This is a genomic window from Arthrobacter cryoconiti (assembly GCF_020905375.1).
Lineage (GTDB): Bacteria > Actinomycetota > Actinomycetes > Actinomycetales > Micrococcaceae > Specibacter > Specibacter cryoconiti.
In genome coordinates this window covers 15,995-35,235 of sequence record NZ_JAJJBU010000005.1, presented here as the reverse complement: position 1 = coordinate 35,235, position 19,241 = coordinate 15,995, and the positions used below count along the sequence as shown (strand labels likewise).

The 19,241-nt window shown below is 59.5% G+C and carries 20 protein-coding genes and 3 tRNA genes; 7 read left to right on the top strand and 16 right to left on the bottom strand.

Features of this window, described 5'->3' with window-relative positions; all coding sequences use genetic code 11:
- Positions 1–56 precede the first annotated feature (56 nt).
- The 10 genes from LOH53_RS03980 to LOH53_RS03935 all read right to left on the bottom strand — a co-directional run bounded on the left by LOH53_RS03980 (position 57) and on the right by LOH53_RS03935 (position 4,790).
- Positions 57–1,334: an ABC transporter substrate-binding protein gene (locus tag LOH53_RS03980; RefSeq protein WP_230066433.1), complete on the bottom strand. Its 1,278-nt coding sequence runs from the start codon at positions 1,332–1,334 to the stop codon at positions 57–59.
- A 300-nt stretch (positions 1,335–1,634) separates the two neighbouring features.
- A complete protein-coding gene (locus LOH53_RS03975; RefSeq protein ID WP_230066432.1) occupies positions 1,635–1,952 on the bottom strand; it encodes a hypothetical protein in 318 nt (105 codons plus the stop codon).
- A gap of 67 nt (positions 1,953–2,019) precedes the next feature.
- Positions 2,020–2,640, bottom strand: coding sequence for a hypothetical protein (locus LOH53_RS03970; protein ID WP_230066431.1), 621 nt, complete (start codon positions 2,638–2,640; stop codon positions 2,020–2,022).
- Positions 2,637–3,212 (bottom strand): DUF6286 domain-containing protein, encoded by a 576-nt coding sequence (locus LOH53_RS03965; RefSeq protein ID WP_326832737.1) that lies wholly within the window; start codon positions 3,210–3,212, stop codon positions 2,637–2,639. The genes LOH53_RS03970 and LOH53_RS03965 overlap by 4 nt, the downstream gene beginning before the upstream one ends.
- Complete coding sequence (locus tag LOH53_RS03960; protein ID WP_326832736.1) at positions 3,209–3,601, bottom strand: hypothetical protein; 393 nt, start codon at positions 3,599–3,601, stop codon at positions 3,209–3,211. The genes LOH53_RS03965 and LOH53_RS03960 overlap by 4 nt, the downstream gene beginning before the upstream one ends.
- Positions 3,598–3,789 carry a hypothetical protein gene (locus LOH53_RS03955; RefSeq protein WP_230066430.1) on the bottom strand — a complete coding sequence of 64 codons (192 nt, stop codon included), beginning with the start codon at positions 3,787–3,789 and terminating at the stop codon, positions 3,598–3,600. Before LOH53_RS03955 ends, LOH53_RS03960 begins: the two co-directional genes overlap by 4 nt.
- Complete coding sequence (locus LOH53_RS03950) at positions 3,786–4,274, bottom strand: Asp23/Gls24 family envelope stress response protein (protein ID WP_230066429.1); 489 nt, start codon at positions 4,272–4,274, stop codon at positions 3,786–3,788. The genes LOH53_RS03955 and LOH53_RS03950 overlap by 4 nt, the downstream gene beginning before the upstream one ends.
- Positions 4,275–4,408: 134 nt before the next feature.
- Positions 4,409–4,484: transfer RNA gene (locus LOH53_RS03945), tRNA-Phe, on the bottom strand.
- A gap of 57 nt (positions 4,485–4,541) precedes the next feature.
- A tRNA-Asp gene (locus LOH53_RS03940) sits at positions 4,542–4,615 on the bottom strand.
- 102 nt (positions 4,616–4,717) lie between these two features.
- Positions 4,718–4,790 (bottom strand) — tRNA-Glu (locus LOH53_RS03935).
- Between the two features lie 177 nt (positions 4,791–4,967).
- Between LOH53_RS03935 and LOH53_RS03930 the strand changes: the two genes are divergently transcribed.
- Together LOH53_RS03930 and LOH53_RS03925 are read left to right on the top strand one after the other, a co-directional pair.
- Positions 4,968–5,327: a metallopeptidase family protein gene (locus LOH53_RS03930; RefSeq protein WP_376991478.1), complete on the top strand. Its 360-nt coding sequence runs from the start codon at positions 4,968–4,970 to the stop codon at positions 5,325–5,327.
- Between the two features lie 202 nt (positions 5,328–5,529).
- A complete protein-coding gene (locus LOH53_RS03925; RefSeq protein ID WP_230066427.1) occupies positions 5,530–6,957 on the top strand; it encodes a C40 family peptidase in 1,428 nt (475 codons plus the stop codon).
- 144 nt (positions 6,958–7,101) lie between these two features.
- On the opposite strand, the gene LOH53_RS03920 is transcribed toward LOH53_RS03925, so the two are convergent.
- Entirely contained in the window at positions 7,102–8,106 is a 1,005-nt protein-coding gene (locus tag LOH53_RS03920; protein WP_230066426.1) for a universal stress protein, read from the bottom strand.
- A gap of 219 nt (positions 8,107–8,325) precedes the next feature.
- Here LOH53_RS03920 and LOH53_RS03915 point away from each other — a divergent pair, with 219 nt between their 5' ends.
- From LOH53_RS03915 to LOH53_RS03905, 3 genes are all read left to right on the top strand, one after another.
- Complete coding sequence (locus tag LOH53_RS03915) at positions 8,326–9,615, top strand: alanine racemase (RefSeq protein ID WP_230066425.1); 1,290 nt, start codon at positions 8,326–8,328, stop codon at positions 9,613–9,615.
- The gene (locus tag LOH53_RS03910) at positions 9,612–10,994 is read left to right on the top strand and encodes a D-arabinono-1,4-lactone oxidase (RefSeq protein ID WP_230066424.1); all 1,383 of its coding nucleotides are present in this window, start codon (positions 9,612–9,614) and stop codon (positions 10,992–10,994) included. The genes LOH53_RS03915 and LOH53_RS03910 overlap by 4 nt, the downstream gene beginning before the upstream one ends.
- A 95-nt stretch (positions 10,995–11,089) precedes the next feature.
- Positions 11,090–11,752, top strand: a complete 663-nt coding sequence (locus LOH53_RS03905) for an FAD-binding protein (RefSeq protein ID WP_230066423.1) — start codon at positions 11,090–11,092, stop codon at positions 11,750–11,752.
- Positions 11,753–11,791: 39 nt separating this feature from the next.
- Here LOH53_RS03905 and LOH53_RS03900 read toward each other — a convergent pair whose 3' ends face one another.
- A complete protein-coding gene (locus LOH53_RS03900; RefSeq protein WP_230066422.1) occupies positions 11,792–12,397 on the bottom strand; it encodes a copper resistance CopC family protein in 606 nt (201 codons plus the stop codon).
- Positions 12,398–12,651: 254 nt separating this feature from the next.
- Here LOH53_RS03900 and LOH53_RS03895 point away from each other — a divergent pair, with 254 nt between their 5' ends.
- Both LOH53_RS03895 and hutG read left to right on the top strand, forming a co-directional pair.
- On the top strand, positions 12,652–14,106 hold the full coding sequence (locus LOH53_RS03895; protein ID WP_230066421.1) for an NCS2 family permease: 1,455 nt from the start codon (positions 12,652–12,654) through the stop codon (positions 14,104–14,106).
- 52 nt (positions 14,107–14,158) lie between these two features.
- Complete coding sequence (hutG, locus tag LOH53_RS03890; protein WP_230066420.1) at positions 14,159–15,118, top strand: formimidoylglutamase; 960 nt, start codon at positions 14,159–14,161, stop codon at positions 15,116–15,118.
- 121 nt (positions 15,119–15,239) lie between these two features.
- Here the strand turns inward: hutG and hutH are convergent, their stop codons facing one another.
- From hutH to LOH53_RS03870, 4 genes are all read right to left on the bottom strand, one after another.
- Positions 15,240–16,826, bottom strand: coding sequence for a histidine ammonia-lyase (hutH, locus tag LOH53_RS03885; protein WP_230066419.1), 1,587 nt, complete (start codon positions 16,824–16,826; stop codon positions 15,240–15,242).
- Positions 16,827–16,934: 108 nt separating this feature from the next.
- On the bottom strand, positions 16,935–17,747 hold the full coding sequence (locus LOH53_RS03880) for an IclR family transcriptional regulator (RefSeq protein ID WP_230066436.1): 813 nt from the start codon (positions 17,745–17,747) through the stop codon (positions 16,935–16,937).
- Positions 17,748–17,795: 48 nt separating this feature from the next.
- Positions 17,796–18,656 carry a spermidine synthase gene (locus LOH53_RS03875; protein WP_230066418.1) on the bottom strand — a complete coding sequence of 287 codons (861 nt, stop codon included), beginning with the start codon at positions 18,654–18,656 and terminating at the stop codon, positions 17,796–17,798.
- 174 nt (positions 18,657–18,830) lie between these two features.
- Entirely contained in the window at positions 18,831–19,160 is a 330-nt protein-coding gene (locus tag LOH53_RS03870) for a thiamine-binding protein (protein ID WP_230066417.1), read from the bottom strand.
- Positions 19,161–19,241 lie beyond the last annotated feature (81 nt).

The window sequence follows — 19,241 nt, the reverse complement described above, 5'->3', positions numbered from 1 at the left end:
GTCCTAGGCTGCGCCTTGCACACCACAGCGCACAAACGGCGTTTTCTGTGGACTGCTTACTGCGAACTGGCGGAAGCCATCGCTGCTTGCATGTCCTTCATCGCTTGATCAACGGTTTTAGAGCCGTTGATGGCAGCGAAGCTATTTTGTTGGATAGCTTGAGTGACAGCAGGATAGAAGGGCGTGACGGGACGCGGCACCGCATTCTTAATCGAGGTCAGCAGAACTGGAAGATAAGGCAATTGTTTGACCAGCTCGGCGTCCTGATAGAGGTCGGAACGAACCGGAGCAAGCGAGCCCTGCGTGGCGTAGAACTTTTCCGTCTCCGCATTGGTCATGAACGTCAGGAAGTCCTTAGCGGTTGCCTTGTACTTTGAATCTGCGTTGATTGCCAGGTTATGCCCTCCCAAGGAGGAGGCTCCCGGGCCATCCTTACCGGGAAGGGGTGCGATCCCGAAGGTGTCCTTCACCGTGGAGGAACCGTCGGTTTTGGCCAAGTTGTACACATAGGGCCAGTTACGCAAGAACATGAGCTTGCCGGCTTCAAACGACTGGCGGCCTTGTTCTTCTTGATAAGTAACAGCCTGTTTGGGGATGTTCCCGTCCTTGTAGGCCTGGACCAGATTGTTCAGGCCAGCTTTTGCCTCCGGCGTGTCCACCGTAGGCTTGCCGGACTTATCGACCACCGTTCCTCCCGCGGTGTTGATGGCCTCGGCTACGTTAACAGTCAAACCTTCATACTGGGCAAACTGGCCAGCGTAGCAATCAATGCCCTTCGCCTTTGCGATCGAGCACATGCCCATCATCTCGTCCCACGTTTTAGGTGGAGTGGGAACAAGGTCCTTGCGGTAGTAGAGAATTCCACCATCGGAGGTCTGGGGAACTGCATACAAGACGTCCTTGTACGTGCCGGTGGCCACCGTGGCGGGAAGGAAGCCTGTTGTGTCAATGGCTGTGCTGTCCTTCAACGGCTGGAGCCATCCTTGGGCAGCGAACTCGGCCGTCCAAATCACGTCAACACTGGCAACGTCATAGTCGCCGGTTTTGGCCTTAAAGTGCTGAACCAGATCATCATGCTGCTGATCGGCGTTATCCGACTGTTCTTTGAACGTGACCTGTTCGTCCTTGTGGGCTGCATTCCATTTATCGACGAGGGGCCGGATCACATTCGAGTTGTCTTTACCCTGCACATACGTAATGGGACCGCGGGCATCAAGGTTTTGGCCGGCAGCTTCGCCACCGCTGGTGCTCGTGCCGCCCCCGCTGCACGCGGCTAGTGTCATCGCCAGCACTGAAACAACAGCCAGTGGCGCAAACTTCTTGGAGTGTCTCATTCCACATTCCTTCTCATAAGTGAAAGTCCTGCATTGCGCATCGATGCAGAAAATCCGCACGCACCGATGTTGTGGTGATGTGGATCACTCTAATAAGGCGGGTCATGAAAATGCAAGCGCTTACGCACATTGTGTCCATTTCATCACTACAAAGGGAATCAGGCATCTCTTTGCAGAACTTCTTCTCACTGCCATACGGTGGAGCAGATTAAACTAGGAAGGGCCGGCATTTCCGCTTCTTGCGGACGTGCCGGCCCTTCCTTTGACGCTTCGAGGATTTACTCAGACCCTCAAACTTCGTTATTTATCGTGCTTGAAAATGCCCGAGATCTTAGCACCTAGACCCTTAGCGTTTTCTAGGGCGTCGCCGGCGAACTCCTTGACGTTCTCCGCTGCGTCCCCGGCGAACTCTTTAAGATTCTCTCCGGCCTCCCCAGCAAAATCTTTGACGTTATCTGCCGCGTCCCCGGCGAATTCTTTGATGTGTTCCCCACCCGGTCCCGCCAGGTCCGAGACCTTAGCCGCAGCATCATTGGCAAAATGCTTAGCTTTAGCGCCAGCATCACTGGCAAAGTCCTTAGCGGAATCCAGCGGGTTTCCTGCATTATTTTCACTCATGTGATGTTCCCTTTTCTCATACAGCGGTCCCCTGGCCTGACGAGCACCCACGGGTGGTTGAAAAAGACTAGCGGACTCGCTCCGCTCTGGTAAATCGCGTTCGAGCGCCGGATCCAATGCTCAGTAGCACCGGTACCTCCACACCCAAAAGCGTATCCAGTGCGTCAACTAAAGACCTTATGTCAGTTGCAACATCCTGGGGTGCTACGCCCTGCCGAGGCAGCACACGCACACGCAGGGATGCCTGGCCCCGAAAGTCATAGGTGCTCACAGAGACGCCAAGCAGGTCAGTGCGTTCTAGCAATGCTGCCTTGAGGGTCTGCTCAGCTACTGCTGTGCCGAGGACCACCTTGCCGCTAGCACCGTCATCTTCGGCGCTTCCGGGCGCCACGAACAAAACATTTGCCCGACCCTTGCCCTGGTTGGCGATCCACGAAACGCTCACGATCACCACAGCAACGAACACCGCTGCCACCACTAACCAGACCCAGCTTCCGGCACTAGTCGCTATGTGCGTACGTGCCGCAAAGCCACCTAGGGAACGAACCTGCGGCTCCGCCCAGCTCTGCCACCAGCGGCCGGCCGCTGGGACCACGGCTAGCAATACGAGCCCCGCCCCGAGAGCCAGCATGAACAGCCCCAACAGCCCCAACATAAAGCGATTAAATCCCCTCGGAGTGGTGTTCATACTCCCACCACTCCGGTACGTGCCAAATTTACGACGACGGCGGGTGCCGGATCCAACGCCATAGCTTCCAGCTCAGCTTCAACACTTGCCCGAATATGATCCTCATCCACCATGATTCCGGAGGTGGGCCGGACATTGACTTGTACTGTGCGCGCCGAAACAACCACCATGACCTGTTCGCGCGTCACCCCGGCCGCCATACGGGTACGCCGGGCCAGGGCCGAAGCAATGACTTCATCGTCCACGACCACTGCCACCCGAGGGTCCGCTATGACGTGGCGAGCACGGCGGCCCGGCAGTAGTGCATGGCTAAGAAATATCAGCCCCACTAAAAGTAAAAGGGCGCCCGTGGCACCTAGCAACATTGCAGAGATCCCAGCGGGTAAACCAGCTAGACGCTGCGCTGCGGTGAGAGGGTCAATCAGCCATGCTGGCTGACCCAGAACGCGCAGCATTGATTCAAGCAAGCCGTAGACAGCTAGTAGGCCAAGCAAAATGGCTGCGATGACTGAAAGAGGTGCCCTGGATGAATGTGTTTCCCGCCGCAGGACCCTGGACATGGCCTGCTTCACGCCACTCTCCCCCGCTCGGTGGCCTGAAGCCCGGAAATACGGATGTCTACCCTACTCAGACGAGACCCCGTCAATTCCTGAACACGCGTCTGAATGCGAGCCTTGGCCTCCGTTGCGCGCGTGACAACGCTACCTCCCGATCTTTGCACCCGCTCAGGATTTCCGCGCACCGTGCTAAGAGGGGGGGAGCTCATGGGTGAGGAGACCGACAGAGCCAACGAACCGGCGTCGTCCGCCCAAGAAACACGCACTGCAGAAGGTGCGACCGAAAAAATCTCGGCCGAAGCCGCTTTTGCAACGGCCGTCAGCGCTTGGGTGCTAATTCGGGTATGCCCAGCGAGCAGGCGTTCGCCAACTCCGACCGGGGGAAGGGGCATGGTCTCACTCACGACGAGGATCGCCGTCCAGTCAAGGCATCCAAAGCGCCGCGCCAGTCAAGCTTCCCGCCCGCGGCACGACCCACGAAGGCCCCAATGGCGATAAAGAGAGCGCTGACCACAAATCCCCAAAAGCCAAAGGCAAACGCCATGAAGGCCAGAAAGGCCCCAAATGCTGCACACACAACTGTCAAGTTCACGGCTGATCCTCGATGTCGATGGTAGGTACTGGCTGACGGGTCCCGACGTCCAGACGTTCACGCACGCGCGAACTCGTTTTCTCCAGATCCATGGCAGGCATGAAGACGTCGACAATCTCCACATTGACCTCAATCACAGTGCGTCCCACCAAATCCTCCACGGCCTCATATACGGCACCCCGGACGGCCATGGCCACGTTATGCAGTGGGTAGCCATATTCGGCGATGAGGACGATATCCACGGCCACCTGAGATTCGCCCACCTCAACCCGGACACCCGCAGTGAGGTCAGTGGCGCCCACAGCATCCCGCAGGGCGCCGATGGACCGTGATGTTCCGCTACCCAAGGCATGAACACCGGCCACCTTGCGAGCAGCAAGACCCACCACTTTCGCGACGGCCGTGTCCGCGATAACGGTACGCCCTTGCGCATAGTCCTTCGCTGGTGCGTCCTCGATTTTCCGAGGCTGGTTTTGCCCGTCCATGAAAGCGCCTTTCTGTTTCCTTTACGGTAAGCCTATGCACCGAAAACTTGGGGGGCAACGCCGCTGAACTTAGCGTGGGGGTAAAAATCAAAGTTAAAACAAAAAAACCCCCTATTGCTAAGGGATTTCTTTAGTGGTGGCTCCGACCGGCGTCGATCCGGTGACCTTTCGATTTTCAGTCGAACGCTCTACCAACTGAGCTACAGAGCCTTGGTGAACTGACAATACTAACTTGTCACCAGATTCCCCAAAATCAGGAAACCAAAGCGACCCTGACGGGACTCGAACCCGCGACCTCCGCCGTGACAGGGCGGCGCGCTAACCAACTGCGCTACAGGGCCTTACATAATTGCTTTATTTACCAAATTTTCGCGCTTTCGTGCGAAATTCACGAGTAATATTCTATCAGTTATTTTTCAACCGACTTACCATTACTCGCAAAGTACCCCCAACGGGATTCGAACCCGTGCCGCCGCCGTGAAAGGGCGGTGTCCTAGGCCGCTAGACGATGGGGGCATCGTCACCGACGTTCGGCTCGCAGTTGCCTGCTCCCCGTCCGCAGTGGACTTCAAAAACTATAGGGCCTATTTCCCCAGAACACAAAACGAGCCTCCCGGGCCGTCTCCGGCTCACTAGGCTGAACGAATGAGCCAGGACCCTTTAGCCTCAATTCCGTCGTTTAGGCCCTACTCTATGGGCATGGCCGAGTTTGAGGGCGCCGTCAGTGCAGCGCTGGAAGCCATCCCCGCTGACATCGCAGCACGGATGAATAATGTGAGCATCTTCATAGAGGACGACTATGAACCTGGACCGGGGGAGGATAGCGGCACTGTTTTGCTTGGCCTGTACGAAGGCACTCCGCTAACAGAACGAGATTCCTGGTGGGATGCCGGTTCGCTACCTGACCGGATTACCATATTCCGTAAACCGATCCTGGATATGTGTTCGTGCCGCTCGGAAGTCATTCACGAAGTGAAGGTGACGGTCGTCCATGAGATTGCCCACCATTTTGGCATCAGTGAAGACCGGCTACATGAACTGGGCTGGGGGTGAGTCGCGGCAATGCACTGGTAAATCACAGTCTTGTGATTACAAAGATGTGATTCATGTGGCTGATGTTACTGGTGTTGCCAAAGCAAAGTCGGTGCCCGTAGTCTCTAGAATGCCGCACAAATACGCAGCGGAATATGGGCCTCTTGGACAATTCCCGTTCCACGTATTTCTTTATTCTTTTTGAGTAAGTTAGGTCTCTGGAATGAGCATGAAATTTTTGGTTCGTGGAACCACGGCTTTTGCGTGCGCGGCCTTCGCCTGCACGGCTATTTTGGCGCCGGCGCAAGCCACGGAAGCTGCCATCGCGTCCCCAGCGCAGATGCGCTTCGCACCAGCCAGCCCTGCCATTCCCAGCGATCAAGACATAGCGCGAGCCAAGGAATCAGCAGCAACCACAGCTGCGGCCTCGGCCCAAATTGACGCCATCATCAGCTCGGCCAATGACCGCCTACAAAGCGCCACTCTCACCACTATTCGATCCGGTACCGCCTATACGGATGCTCTGTTGGCGCTCCAACAGCGCACCGCTGACGCAGCAACAGCCAAAGGCAAGGCCGAGGCAGCAGCGGCAGAGTTCAAGACAGCCAAGGCCCAGCTAGGCACACTTGCCGGGAGCCTCTACAAGTCCGGTGGGCTGAATCTAGACGTTCAAACTTTTTTGGCCAGCACCAACGCCGATGACGCCATATATCAGGCCTCCGCGCTGCAGGCGCTGACCGCCAACCGGTCTAACACCTTAGCCTCGGCCCAGTCGGCATCCGCTACGTCCACGGCCTTGCAGGCCGCAGCCGCTGCGGCCCAAAAAGCAGCAGACGACGCCACCAAGGCAGCCGACGACTCCAAAGCAAAAGCACAGTCCGCAAGCGACGCTCAAGCTGGCATTATCAAAGACAATACGGCCCAACGCGACGTCTTACTCCAACAGCTGGCAACCTTGAACAACACCACGGCTGAGCTAGAAGGCGCTCGGGTGGACGCGCTAGCCCGCAAAGCACAAGAAAGCGCACTGGCCCAGCAGGTCAAGAATTCAGCCAACGCTCCGGTGCCGGTGGCTCCGCCGGCTGAACAACCGGCAAACAACGGCGGCGGCAATGCAGGCGGCAATAGCGGCCAGCAACCGGCACCCGTAGTTCCGCCGGTGGCACCACCCGTCATTGCGCCACCAGCTCCTGCACCGCCGGTCGTTGTCCCTCCGGTTCCTGCGCCACCCGCGCCTGCGCCGCCGGCGCCAACGCCGCCTCCAGCCCAGCCGGGCGGCTCCTACACCAACGTTATGGTCAACTACGCCATGTCCAAGATTGGCGGCCCCTACCAGTGGGGCGGCAATGGTCCCGTAGCCTTTGACTGCTCCGGTCTAGTGCAGCAGGCCTTTGCCGCGGCTGGCGTGTGGGTTCCCCGCACGGGGACGGCCCAGTTCTGGAATGCTCCCCAGCGAGTACCGTTGTCTCAAATGCGCTACGGGGACCTCCTCGTCTTCAACGACGTCGGGAACGGCAACTTTAGCCACATTGCCATCTACATTGGCAACAACCAAGTGGTGCAGGCGCTCAACGAAACGGCTCCCATTGAGGTAACCCCGTTGTCATGGATGTCCGGCATGCAGCTCTACCCGTACGCAGCCCGCTACTAAGATGAGGCACGGCCGTCAACTCCGCAAGCCCCTGATGGTCCAGAAGCTCCAGAATTGCACCGCACCAAACTAGCGCAGTGCCAAACCGGCACAGCAAAAAGCCCCAAAGGCCCTCTCGCCTTTGGGGCTTTTCGCCGTGCTGGGTTAGACCTGCAGCAACGGTCCAAACGCTGAACGGTCCTCTTGCCGGGGATCGTGTTGATCGCGCACCACCATCACAGGACCCTTGGAATGATGACGCACCCCGTCAGTGGTGGAACCTAGCAACATACCGGCGAATCCGCCGCGGCCCCGGGTGCCCATAACGATCAATTCCGACGTTTCGGATGCCTTGACCAATACGTCAACGGCGGATCCCTCTACGAGTTCGATCTGCATGGGAAGCTTGGGGAAATGATTCCGCAACCACTTTTCTCCGGCGTCGAGCTGGGTTTGAATCTCGGCAAATAACGCATCACGGTCCACCGGGGCAGGTATCCAGGCTAGCGAACCGGTGTACGGCTGGACGGCGCAAATGATGCGCAGCGTGGCTCCATAACGTTCGGCTTGCTCAGCCGCCACCAGAACGGCGAACCGCGCCTGATCCGAACCATCAACACCAACGGTGATGACATTTGCAACCTCGGGCAGATCCTTCTGTGCCGGCTCAGCCTCCCCCAGACGAGCAGCGCAGCTCAGCGGCACAGTCACGGTCGGGCAGGTGGAGTGCGCCGGGAGTGCCGAACTGACACTACCGAGCAGGCGGCCCAAGAACCCTCCCCGGCCACGGCTTCCGAAAACCAGAAGTTCCGCGCTCTCGCTAAGCTCCAACAACACGCCAGCGGCGTCGCCGTTTTCCACCCGGGCGTCCAATTCCACATCCAGGTGCGCCACTTTCGCTGCGGCCTCACGTAGGACGGCCTCGGCGCCTTGCCGGATGACGTCGTCGTCCACGGTGGCATAGCCCCCGTCCAAGCCCGAGGCGGCAAAAATGGGGACCGTGTAAGCCGTGACTAGATGCAAGGTGGACTTGCGTACCTTCGCCTCACGTGCGGCCCAAATCAGTGCGCAAATACTCTGTTCGGAACCGTCAATCCCCACCACAATTCCGGTAGGTGCAAGGATGGTGTCGTTCTGGGCAACCGGGGCCGTTTCTTGTGGATCGCTCATGCTGCGCCTCCTGATTTTCGCTGTTCCGTCGAGGCGGATACTGCTGCAGCCTCCCCGTCGCGGTCTGTACTTGTGACTATTGCCGTTTCAGGTTTGCGCGTCAAGTTGCTATTCCGGCCCCGCGCTAAATTGCGGGCCTGACCCCACATCCGCCCGCTCAGAATACCGATGTGGCAGAGTTGGCCCTGCCAGCGAAAATTTCACTGAATGTGGGGGTCAATGATGCACCTCGTCAATTCTGCGCTAGAGCGCGGTCGTAGCGGCGGCGCCGGAACCGAAATATGGGCGGCAGCCGACCAAGCGTGTGTTGGACGCGCTGCCCCTCTTGCCGTGCTTGACCTCCAGGCTCTTTCCCACAATGCCGGCTCGCTACTGAGACGCGCCAACGGGGTTCCCATCCGCGTGGCAAGTAAGTCAATCCGCAGCCGCGAGGTCCTCCGAGCCGTCGTGGCACAGGACGGCTTTGCGGGAATCCTGGCTTTCACCCTGCCTGAGGCCCTCTGGCTGGCGGCAGAAGACACGTTCACGGATATTGTGGTGGCGTATCCGACGGCGGATTTCACGGCCCTGCGTGCCCTAGCCATAGACGCGCGGGCCTGTTCACGGGTGACGCTCATGGTTGATTCCCCGGAGCAGCTAGATGCCATGGAAGCAGCCCTACTCGACGTTCGCCCGGCCGCTCCCATCCGCCTGGCAGTGGACCTCGACGCGTCGTGGCGGCCCAGCGTAGCTGGGCGCACAATGGGACATATTGGTGTTCGCCGATCACCTGTGCGAACTGGTGCTGATGCCCTTGCAATGGCGCTGGACATCGGGTCCCGAATCCGCGGAGGACAAAAGTTATTTATCTTGGTCGGACTCATGGCCTACGAAGCTCAGATCGCCGGGCTGCAGGACACTCCCCACACCGGAAACCGTGTAGCGGACGCGGCCAAGTCCGTGATTCTGAAGCGGATTCAACAGGCCTCAATGATGGAGGTCACCGAACGCCGAGGCAACGTGGTCGCCGCGGTGCGCAACGTGGTCGAACTTGAATTTGTCAATGGAGGCGGCACAGGCAGCCTGGAGCTAACGGCAAGGGATCCGGCCGTCACAGAACTGGCCGCGGGTTCGGGCTTGTTCGGGCCAACCCTTTTTGACGGATATTCACGTTTTAGCCCCCAGCATGCCGTGGGATTCGCCACCACGGTGGTACGCCGGCCAGCCCCGGACATGGTCACGGTGCTCGGTGGAGGCTGGATCGCCTCCGGCCCACACGGCGCCGACAGGTCCCCTGTACCCGTCTTCCCACCCGGCTTGTCCATGCTGGGGACCGAGGGCGCCGGTGAAGTGCAGACGCCCCTGAAGGGCGCCGGTGCCGCCACGTTGGGCATCGGTGAGAAGGTCTGGTTCCGCCATGCCAAATCCGGTGAAGTCTGTGAGCACGTCAACGCGTTAGAGGTGCTCGACGGCGGAGCCCTCACCGACCAGGTACTCACCTACAGGGGCGAAGGGAAAGCTTTCGTATGAGCGAATGGCGTAACTGGGCAGGCGATCAGCGATGCACACCATCGACGGTTCTCTACCCAAGCACAGTGGCCCAGATTGCAGCGGTGGTGGCGCGGGCCGGCGACTCCGGCACGGGGCTGTCCCCGTCGGGACTATCCCCGGCTGGGCTGTCCCAGGTGGGGCTGTCCCAGGTGGGGCTGTCCCAGACCACAGTCAAGGCTGTCGGTGCCGGACACAGCTTCACCGACATCGCCACCACCGACGGAGTCCAGCTGCGCCTTGAGCGGTTGAGCGGACTACTGTCCGTGGACAGGGAAGCCCGCCACGCAACGGTGGCGGGAGGGACCAGCTTGCATCAGATCCCCACTCTTTTGGCACCATATGGCCTGGCCATGGAAAACCTCGGAGACATTGACCGCCAAAGTATCTCCGGCGCCATCTCCACCGGCACCCATGGCACGGGCCTCGCATTTGGTGGAATATCCACTCAGGTGCTCGTCTTGGAGCTTGTAGACGGAACCGGCACAGTGCGTCGATGCTCCGCAACGACGAACCCAGAGCTATTCTCGGCGGCCCGCGTGGGACTCGGAGCTCTGGGAATCATCACGTCCGTAACGCTGCAATGTGTAGACGCCTTCACACTGCACGCACTAGAACGGCCTGAACCGTTGGCCGGGGTGTTGGATAACCTGATGGAACTGCAGAGTGCCGCTGACCACTTCGAGTTCTACTGGTTCCCGCACACTTCGATGGCATTGACGAAAACCAATACCCGCTACCCTCTGGGGCAAGGCCCAGAGGGAGTGAAGCCGCTCAGCCCCCGGGCCCGTTTACTCGACGACGTGTTGGTCTCGAACACGTTATTCTCGGCGCTGTGCACTGTTACCGGAAAGGCTCCCGCGACCATCCCGCGAGTGAACAAGGTGGCGTCGCTTCTGACCGGAAACCGAGAGTTTGCGGATGCCTCGCATAGAGTGTTCGCCACGCCTCGGACTGTGAAGTTCAGGGAGATGGAATATGCCCTTCCCCTCGCCGAAGTTGCGGACGTACTCCATGAACTCGACGCCATGATCAAGCGCCGTCGTTTCAGTATTTCTTTCCCTGTCGAAGTGCGCTGCGCCGCGGCCGATGACATCCCACTATCCACAGCCTTTGGGCGTGAAAGTGGCTACATTGCCATTCACCAGCACATCAAAACGGACCCTTTTGAGTACTTCCATGCCGCCGAAGAAATCTTCGCAGCGCACGGTGGACGACCCCACTGGGGGAAGTGGCATTTCCTCCAGTCGAATGACTTTGAGGCGCTCTACCCAGAGCTCAAAATGTTCGGTAAGGTTCGAGATATTAGTGATCCACGACGTGTGTTCAGAAACTCATATTTAGATCGGGTACTTCCCTAAGACACACAACTGCAATAAATGATTTCCCGGCGCAACCGTGCTCTTCGGCGCGCTTTTTCGATTATTTCTCCTACCGTTCCAGGAGTCACATTGTTATGACCGCCGTCCTCGTCCCTGCCCAGCCCCTATTTGTCCCCGCCGAGCCAAGCAGCCCGAGCTCCACCACTACCCAGGACGTTGACACTACTGAGTCCACGACCACCATAGTGATTGGATCAGGTTTTTCCGGGCTCGCCATGGCTGCCGAACTCAACCGGCAGGGCATCAAGGCCATCGTGGTCGAGGGAATCGGGCAATCAACTGCAGCAGCGCCGTCGCCATCGACCGGCGGTATCAGCCTAGACGCGTTGGCCGAGCGTACGGAGATCATGCGTTTGTTGGAACACTATGCACGCCGCCACGAACTGGACATCCGCCCGGCCACGTGTGCCATCAACCTGCTCCGGACCCCTGGGGACGAATCGCGGGCGCAGTGCCAGTGGTCCGTTGAGACCCCCACCGGAACATTGCTGGCGCATAGCATCGTGTTCACCCGAGGAGCGCTCAACCAGTTACGGCGAATGCTGCGAAACCTGGGCGTGAGCACCGGCCACGATTTCACCGCAGCCATGCACGCGCTAGGGCTGTATTTGGTCGGTGTGGGCGAGATGATCCTGCCGACGACCCAGGAGATCCTGCATCAAGCCAAGCGAGCCGGACAGTCCATTTCGGCGCGTGCCGCTCTTCGTGAGATCACTGGAGGGGCTGTTATCGCCTGAACGAAGGCGGACTAAGCGTTCAAAAAGTAAGTTTTGGTACTAGTCATCGGCGCCGAGGCGACGCTTGGCCACCACTACGAGGGCGATTACCACTCCTACCAGCACTCCGGCCAGTCCTACCACGCTCCAGGGCACACGACCCGTGTCAGGCGCTTTTTCCGCTGCTGCTTCCGTGACAACCTGTATTGCCTGCGCGGTTCCCGCTACAGCGCCGGATCCGCTTCCACTTGCCGTGGTGGTGAACTTGAACTCGTCTTCCACCGGGTGTGAATCCGAGGACACCAGACGCCATTGAACCGTGTAAGTTCCCGCCGGGGCGCCCACTCTGACCCGCTGTGACGCTACGTTGTCCAGAACGGACACCGATCCCTGGGACCAATTGGTCCCAGCAGCGTCAAGTACCTTGATCTCAGCGCCTATTGCGGCAGGAGTGTTAGTCATGGTGATACTCACGTTTTCCGGCATGGTGGCCACCGTCGATCCCGATGCGGGGGAAGAACCCTCCTCTGAATCATGAGCCTGCGCTACACTGCTTCCGCCCAGGAGGGCCAAGAGGACGACGGCCGCCCCCGCCAAGGCGCGCCACATCATTTGAGCGACAAAGCTGTCAGTACTATTGCTGCGTGATGGGGCAACGGGATTCATGACACATTTCCTAGCGTTGGACGGCGGTATTGACTTCAACCCTAACCGAGCAAATCTCACCCGAGCGCGAGAGCCGTATTCTGCGCTTGCGCACGAATCAAAGAATGCCTACGGGGGTTTCATCCGGCTGTTGGCCCCGCGCGTCAGTCACGATTTCATGGTCGTTGTGAGACTTCGCAAACGGGCCCGTGACGGCATACCCGGTAGTATTCTCAGGACAGTATATTTCTCTTTTCGCCCCGGAGGGCCCCCTTATGGCAACCAGCACGGCTGCGCGCGTCTCTGCAATTGATAAATATTTCATGATTACCGAGCGCGGCTCGAACTATTCGCGCGAGATCCGCGGTGGTTTCGCGACGTTCTTCGCCATGAGCTACATCGTTGTTTTGAACCCGCTGATTCTCAACGTTGCCGACTCAAGCGGAGGCATGCTGGGACTTGAGCGAGTGGCCGCAGCTACCGCTTTTGTGGCCGGAATCCTCACGATCCTGATGGGAGCCTGGGCCAAACACCCCTTCGCGCTGGCCACGGGTCTTGGCGTGAACGCTTTTGTTGCAGTCACCATTGTGGCAAACCCCGGGCTGACGTGGCCGGACATGATGGGCCTTGTCATGATTTCCGGTATCACCATGTTCATTCTGGTCCTTACCGGTTTCCGTACGGCCGTGTTCAAAGCGGTCCCGGAGGGCTTGAAAACCGCCATTGTGGTCGGCATCGGTTTGTTCATCGCCCTGATCGGTCTGGTCAACGCCGGCTTTGTACGCCGAATTCCAGACGTCGCCGGGAGCACAGTACCGGTGGGTTTGGGCTTTGACGGCAAGCTCATGGGTTGGCCCACGCTGGTTTTCCTAGTGGGTCTGGTGCTCACCATCGTCTTGGTGGTTCGCAAAGTCCGCGGCGCCATCTTGATCGGCATAATTACCTCCACCATCTTGGCAAATATCCTTGAATTGGTGTTCCACATTGGTCCGTCCTTTGACGGCAAAACTCACAATCCGGCGGGATGGTCGCTGGTATCGCCTGAGATGTCCCAGTGGTCCTGGCCTGATCTGGGGCTGATCGGCCAGTTCAATCTGTTTGGGGCGTTCGCGCATCTGGGTGGCCTGGCCGCCGCACTCCTGGCCTTCGTCATTTTGTTGAGCATCTTCTTTGACGCCATGGGCACCATGGTCGGCCTGGCGGGTGAGGCTGGTTCACTCCGTCCTGACGGCACCATCCCCAATGTTGATCGGGTACTACTCGTGGATGCTTTTGGGGCGATCGCCGGCGGAGGCGCCTCTACGTCGTCGAACCAGATCTATGTAGAGTCCGGAGCCGGAATCGGAGAGGGCGCCCGCACCGGATTGGCTTCCATCGTCACGGGTTTGCTGTTGCTTTTGGCCATGTTCATCACCCCACTGATCAAGTTGGTCCCGTTTGAGGCTGTGGCCCCGGCGTTGGTTGTGGTGGGTTTCATGATGGTCTCCCAGGTTGGCAAGATCGACTGGAACGACTGGGGAATTGCTATCCCGGCATTCTTGACGTTCACTCTCATGCCCTTCACGTACTCAATCGCCAACGGTCTGGGCGCTGGCTTCATCGCTTTCGTGCTGATCCGCCTCTTCCAAGGCCGCGCCAAGGAGATCCATCCACTCATGTGGGCAGTGGCCGGCGCATTCGTGCTCTTCTTCGGCATCGGGACCGTGGAAGGCTGGTTCGGCATCCACTAGCTCCCGGCTAATCTAGTTGCATTTTGGCGTCGGGGTGCTGTTGTCTGGTCTTATGGACTTCATTTCTCTCACCGTTGACACACCACCCACCCCGTGGACGGGACGGAACGACGGCGACGGGCCGGCTCACCGCCGCTGGTGGCAGGCCGTGGCCACGCCCGCCACGATGGTCAAAGATGACTCCGCAACGTCCCCCACCCCTGCTGCCCTGCTGGGATTCTGCTCCGATGCGGGGGTCCGCCGCAACCTGGGACGCGTGGGCGCCGCTGGAGCACCCGCGGCCATCCGCACCGCATTGGGCTCGCTGGCGTTCCACAGCAACCGCACCGTGACGGACACTGGCGATGTTGTGGTCTCCGGCGATGCTCTGGAAGACGGCCAAGCCCGTGCGGGCCGCGCTCTCACAGCCATGCTCGACGCCGGTCAGCTCACCTGCGTTCTGGGCGGGGGCCACGAGACGGCGTTTGCCAGTTATCTGGGCGTGGCAGGCACAGCGGCTGTAAGCAATGGCGCCCGTCTGGGCGTGCTGAACCTCGACGCACATTTTGACTTGCGCGACTCCCCCTCCCCCAGCTCGGGCACCCCGTTCTTACAGATGGCCCGGGCAGAAGCCGCTGCGGGACGCGAACTGAACTACGCCGTCGTGGGTATCAGCGAACCCAACAACACCCGGGCGCTCTTTGACACCGCCCACCAGTTGGACGTGAAATACCTTCTGGATGAGGACTGTTCCGAGGAACGAGCCGTGGCCTTTGTGTCGGCATTCCTGGAGAGCGTTGACATCCTGTACCTGACCATTGACCTTGACGTGATGCCCGCAGCAACGGCGCCCGGAGTGAGCGCCCCGGCCGCATACGGGGTGCCGCTTCCCGTCATTACTGCCGTCTGCCGGCAGGTAGTCGCGAGCGGGAAACTCTTCCATGCCGACGTGGCAGAGCTAAACCCGGAGTTCGACGTCGACAACCGTACGGCGAAGGTCGCCGCCCGCCTCATCGACACGCTCCTGCGTTAGGACCTGCGGCACGCTCAAGCCAATTCGGGTTCGCCGTCCACCCGAAAAGAACTGGGCATGCGATGTGAAAAGGAGATTTGAAAGGACCAGACGAGCCAGCTGCCGGTCCTTTCAAATCAGGTTAATTCAGGGGACCGGTGGCCGTTTCGGCAGCTGCACGGATTGCACCGGAACCTACTAGGCGATCAGCTTCTTCCAATTCTGGAGACAGGAAACGATCGCTACCCGGTCCCTGGACCGTGGCCCGCAGTACCTCAAGCACGGCTGCACCAGCCGGGCCTGGGAGTAACACGCCGTCGGACGCTGCGGTGCGCATGTCGATGGCACGCGTGGCCGTGACCAGCTCAATGGCGAGCACGCGGCGTAAGTTTTCTACGGAGCGGCGCAGCTTGCGGGCGGCGTGCCAGCCCATGGAGACATGATCTTCCTGCATCGCTGAACTCGGGATGGAATCAACGGACGCCGGCACTGCCAGCCTCTTGGAATCCGAGACCAACCCTGCCTGCGTGTACTGGGCGATCATCAGCCCCGAATCAACGCCGGGGTCCCCCGCCAAGAAGGCAGGCAGGCCATGGCTGCGGGCGGGATCAAGCATGCGGTCGGTGCGGCGCTCGGCGATGGAGGCAACGTCCGCGGAAACGATCGCCAAAAAGTCCAGCACATAGGCCACCGGTGCGCCGTGGAAGTTGCCGTTGGAGGACACCCTGCCGTCGGGAAGGACCACGGGGTTATCGATGGTTGCGGCGAGTTCCCGAGTGGCCACGGTCAGAGCGTGATCCACTGTGTCACGGGCAGCACCGGCAACTTGTGGGGCACAGCGCAGCGAGTAGGCGTCCTGAACGCGTGAATCGCCGACCCGGTGGGAGGCAACGATCGGCGAGTTTGCCAGCACGCGCAACATGTTATCGGCACTAGCAGCCTGGCCCGGGTGCGGACGCAGCGCCAGATGCAGTTCCGGCACGAACACCTGGTCAGTACCAAGCAGCCCTTCCACGCTCAGCGCAGCGGTGATGTCGGCGGTCGTCAGCAGTAGTTTCAAATCTGCAATGGCCATCAGCAGCATGCCCAGCATGCCATCAGTGCCATTGACCAGCGCCAATCCCTCTTTTTCGGCTAGCTCAATAGGCGCAATGCCTGCTTCTGCCAGCAGTTCCGAGACTGGCCGTCCCTTGCCGCCAAAGAGCATACCATCGGGTCCGGTCGCTTCTCCCTCCCCCATAAGCACCAACGCACAGTGCGAAAGGGGCGCAAGATCCCCGGAACAGCCCAGCGACCCGAATTCGCGCACCACAGGTGTAATGCCGGCATTGAGGACATCCACCATCGTCGTCACTACGACGGGCCGCACGCCGGTACGCCCACTGGCCAGCGTCTTGGCTCGCAGGAACATCAGCGCCCGGACCACTTCTTTTTCCACCACCGGCCCCATGCCAGCGGCGTGCGAGCGGATCAGCGACTTTTGCAACTGAGTGCGCATTTCCTGAGGTATATGTCGATTGGCCAGTGCGCCAAACCCGGTGGAAATCCCATACGCAGGAGTTTCGGAGTGTGCCAGCTTCTCAATGTGAGCCCTGACCCGTTCGACGCCGGCCAGCGCCTCTGCGCTGATGGTCACCTTGGCGTTGTGGCGAGCCACAGCGATGACGTCCTCGGGCGTGACTGAAGAAGAATTCAGGACGACGACGGGGGCGTCTGCGGCGGGGGTCATAGTGGTTCCTTTGCTATTCGGATGCTTGCTAGCCACTATTCACCCTTTTCCGCCACGTCGCCCCGGCCTTTGCGTGCGGGGTGTCCGGCATGCCAGACTGTGTCCTACTCAGCCGTCACGACGGCCATAAATGCGCACGGAGAGTTCCCCGGCCACCTTGATGACATGGGCTGCCAATGCCGGCCATTGCGCCGCAGGGACCTTCTCTTCCAAAAAAGTGACGGCGACGGCGGCCACTGGCCACCCCACGTGATCGGTGACGGCGGCAGCTACAGAGCCAAAGCCGTCGGTCACTTCGCCATTCTCCGTGGAGTAACCACGCTGGCGAACCTGTTCCAAATGTGCCGAAAGGGTGGAGTACTTTCCAATGGGGTCCGGCACGTCGGTACGCGAGCTAAACGCCGCGGTATTCGGATATAGGGCCCGCACCTGGGACTTCGGCAGAGCCGCCAAAATAGCTCGACCGCTGGCCGTGAGATGGCTGGGGAGTCTGACCCCGACGTCGGTCACCAAAGATGGACGATGCTTGGCCCGTTCCTCCACAATGTATAAAACGTCACGGCCGTGCAGTATGGCCAAATGCGAGCTCTCGCCAATCTTGTCCACCAACGACGCGAGTAGCGGGCGTCCTAGCCGAGACAACGGCTCCTGCCGCGAATACGCACTGCTGAGTTCAAACGCCGCAATGCCCAAGCCATAGCGCTGTTCCTCATGCAGATGCATGACGAACCCGCTTTGTTCCATAACCCCCAACAAGTGATAGACGCTAGAGCGTGGGAGTCCTAACGTCGTGGCAATCGTTGAGGCTGCTAAAGGGCCACGCTTGGAGGAGAGTAGTTTCAAGATCCGCAAGGTGTTCTCCGCCGCCGGCACTTTGGACGGCATGCGTTGGGCGATCGTCATAGTTCCCTCTTCCGGCATCGATTTCTCACAGCTGTTTTTCATCGGTTGATTCTTCTAATGCGCCAGCTAGGCAATCTCGCTGTCCGTGAGCACCGTTGCACTTTGGCCGAATTGGCGTACCTTGGCCCGCCCCCACAGCTGGGCTGGCATAGCCCCGCCGAGTAGCCTGCGCGGCAAAGCGGCACCATCGCCCAGCGGAGCCTGGCTGCCAGCAATGATGATATTCCCGGAACGGCGCCCTTTAAGCATTGCCGGATCGGCAATGATCACGACGTATTCAAAGGCTGCGGCGATCGTGGCAGCTTCGCGTCGGGCCGTGAGTAGAGTCGGCGAATCCCCGCAATTAACAATATATACGCCATCTGGCATGAGTACGTTCTTAGCGATGTCCGTGAACTCAGAGGTCGTCAGCGCATGCGGTGTCCTCGTTCCGGAAAATACATCACGAATGATCAAATCGCGGCTCGCTTCTGAGAGGGATTGTGTTACTTCCCGCGCCTCGCCCACACGAAGTTTGAGCAGCGGCGCTCGGGGAAGATCAAACCAAGAACGCACGTAGTGCGCCAACTTCCCGTCGATCTCCACCACCACGTTGCGAGAATTTGGAAAAGCAGCGACCAGGTACCGCGGCATGGAGCAGGCCGCCCCGCCTAGGCTCAGTGTTCGCAGCTTTGCGCCCGGCGCCCAGCGATCCTCCACCAACGCCATGATCCAGCGCATGTATTCGAATTCCAACCGGAGCGGGTCCGCTAGGTCCACATGCGAGCTTTGCGCACCATTGAGCATAAGCAACCATCCGTTGGCGTTGTCTGCGTCAGCGATCAGCTCGGCCGTGCCGGTGTCCGTGGAATACAGACCAGCCACAGGACCGCGGATAGCAGCATCCTCTTCCACTAGAACGTTCTTCGGCGCCCTTTGGCGTCCCATCAGAGGAGCCCGGGGTTTGCGGTCCGGGCGGCGCGGAGGATGGTTGCCGCGGCATCCTCAATCGTGGCGAAGCGCAGTGAGATGGTCATGGTTTGAGCGTAGCGCAGTGCTTCCTGCGCTAGATTACCCAAAGAGCGCTGGTACCACTCTCATTCTCAGGGTACGACGCCGGGCCTACCCCAACGTTTTGAGGGCACCTTCCAACCGTTCGAGTTTTCCGGTCAGCTCACCGGTGTGACCTGGACGGATATCTGCTTTCAGGACAAGGGACACGCGTGAACCGTAGGCACCCGCAGCTTCGGTGGCCCGTTTCACCACGTCCATCACTTCGTCCCAGTCACCCTCAATCTCGGTGAACATGGAACTCGTGTGATTCGCCAGACCAGATTCACGGACCACTTTTACGGCCGCTGCCACGGCTGTGTGCACGGAAGCATCATCACCGGATCCTCCCGGGCTGCTCTCCGCGATACCACTTGGTGCGACCGAAAATGCCACAATCATGGACTTCTCCTCTGGGTTGGTATGTATTCCATTATCGTCCAAAACTCTTGCTAACGATGATTTTTGCGACACAAATTCAGT